Here is a 1,545-nt window from a genome sequence, read left to right on the forward strand (position 1 = left end):
TGCTTTCCGATCAGGAGGTGGCCAGCACCATCTGGGTGCGCTGGCTGCACCTGCGCGAGCCATGGGACGTAGCACAGGGAGGGACAGGCAATGCCTCAAACCTCTCCGCTCACTGACCCTCTGCAGGTCGCTGCCCGAACGGCATGGGGAGAGGCGCGCGGCGAGGGAACTGCGGGAATGCAGGCTGTGCTGTGCGTGGGCATGAATCGTCTGGCCCGGCCGGCATGGTGGGGGCGCGACATTTGCGGCGTGTTTCTCTGCCCGTGGCAGTTTTCCTGCTGGAACGCAGACGATCCCAACCGCGAAAAGCTTCTGGCCGTAACCGAAGCGGACCCGCAATTCCAGACCGCCCTTGCGCTGGCCCAGCGCCTTGTAAGCGGCTCCCTGAAAGACATCACCAGCGGGGCAGACAGCTATTATGACACGCGCCTTCCGCACGCGCCTGCATGGGCTGCTTCCCGCTTCTATCGCTGCACGATTGGCCACCATGCGTTTTACCGCGTGGGGCCTTTTGGAGAAGGATAACCCCATGGCCGATACGCCATCTTCCAAAACATCCGCCGCTCAGGCCACGACAGCCGTGGTCGGTGGGATTTCTCCCCTCGCGCTCCTGCTGGCCCTGCCACAGCCTTATGCTGGGTGGGCGGCCATCGCCTGCGCCGTGGCCGCCGGGGCTGGGCTTGCGGCAACGCAGATCCCGCTTCCGTCCAATCAGACGGGCAAGCTCTGGCTGCTCTACCGCGCTCTGAACTTCCTCGCCCTGAACTGGAAATACGCGGCCAACGCGGCGGCTAGCCTGCGCGTGGGTGCAGCCGCCTCGCGCGCCCCCATTGTCGGCCCGGCCGCAGGCCCCGCTTCTGTCGTCACCATTCCCAAGGACATCGTGAAATGAAATCACTCTCCCGCCGCGCTCTTCTGCGTTCGTCAGTCCTTGCCGGTATGGCCATGCTGGCGGCCTGCACTGTCACCACGACCAATGGCGTGACCACCATCACGCTCGATGTGACCAAGGTAAAGAACTACGGGCAGGCCGGGCTTAACGCTGCGGCTACCGTCACCAGTTTCCTGTCGACCTTCCCGGCCATGGCCCCGTATGCGCTGGCCATCACGGCTGCGGAAACTGCCCTGTCTGGTGCGCTATCTGCGTTCTCCAGCGCCGCCGGGTCCACGCTGACGATCAGCTACGACGATGCAAGCTGGAAAACTCGTGTGGATAGCATCCTGACCGACCTGGATACGCTGGCCGCGGCCATTGAAAGCGCTATTGCCGGTTCCGGGTCCACCCTTTCGACCTCTGTCATTGCGGACGCAAAGACTGCCTATAATGCGTTGGCCACCATCATCAGTGTGTTTAAGGCCCTGCTGGGCGTGTCGTCTGCCGTGCGGAACGGGCCGACAAGTATGACCGAGGCGCAGGCCCTCGCCGCTCTGGGGGTTCGTTAATGCGCGCGGCTGTAGTCGTATCCACAGTCGGAGCCGCTGCGCTCGGGCTGTGGGCTGGCTCCGTGTTTGTCCGGGCATGGTCCCTATGATCGCGCGCGCGCT

3 protein-coding genes are annotated in these 1,545 nt (G+C 64.1%); all 3 read left to right on the forward strand.

The window, feature by feature from the left end:
• The first annotated feature begins 90 nt into the window (after positions 1-90).
• The 3 genes from ABF757_RS12125 to ABF757_RS12135 are packed head-to-tail and all read left to right on the forward strand — an operon-like array spanning position 91 to position 1,443.
• On the forward strand, positions 91-525 hold the full coding sequence (locus tag ABF757_RS12125) for a cell wall hydrolase (RefSeq protein ID WP_415482586.1): 435 nt from the start codon (positions 91-93) through the stop codon (positions 523-525).
• 4 nt (positions 526-529) lie between these two features.
• A complete protein-coding gene (locus tag ABF757_RS12130; protein WP_415482587.1) occupies positions 530-892 on the forward strand; it encodes a hypothetical protein in 363 nt (120 codons plus the stop codon).
• Positions 889-1,443: a hypothetical protein gene (locus ABF757_RS12135; RefSeq protein WP_415482588.1), complete on the forward strand. Its 555-nt coding sequence runs from the start codon at positions 889-891 to the stop codon at positions 1,441-1,443. Before ABF757_RS12130 ends, ABF757_RS12135 begins: the two co-directional genes overlap by 4 nt.
• Positions 1,444-1,545 lie beyond the last annotated feature (102 nt).

Source organism: Acetobacter papayae, assembly GCF_047721125.1.
Classification (GTDB): Bacteria; Pseudomonadota; Alphaproteobacteria; order Acetobacterales; family Acetobacteraceae; genus Acetobacter; species Acetobacter papayae.

Bases quoted from the DNA above. Each gene is read 5' to 3' on its own strand.
- ABF757_RS12125 (WP_415482586.1), top strand. From the start codon at position 91: ATGCCTCAAACCTCTCCGCTCACTGACCCTCTGCAGGTCGCTGCCCGA.
- ABF757_RS12130 (WP_415482587.1), top strand. From the start codon at position 530: ATGGCCGATACGCCATCTTCCAAAACATCCGCCGCTCAGGCCACGACA.
- ABF757_RS12135 (WP_415482588.1), top strand. From the start codon at position 889: ATGAAATCACTCTCCCGCCGCGCTCTTCTGCGTTCGTCAGTCCTTGCC.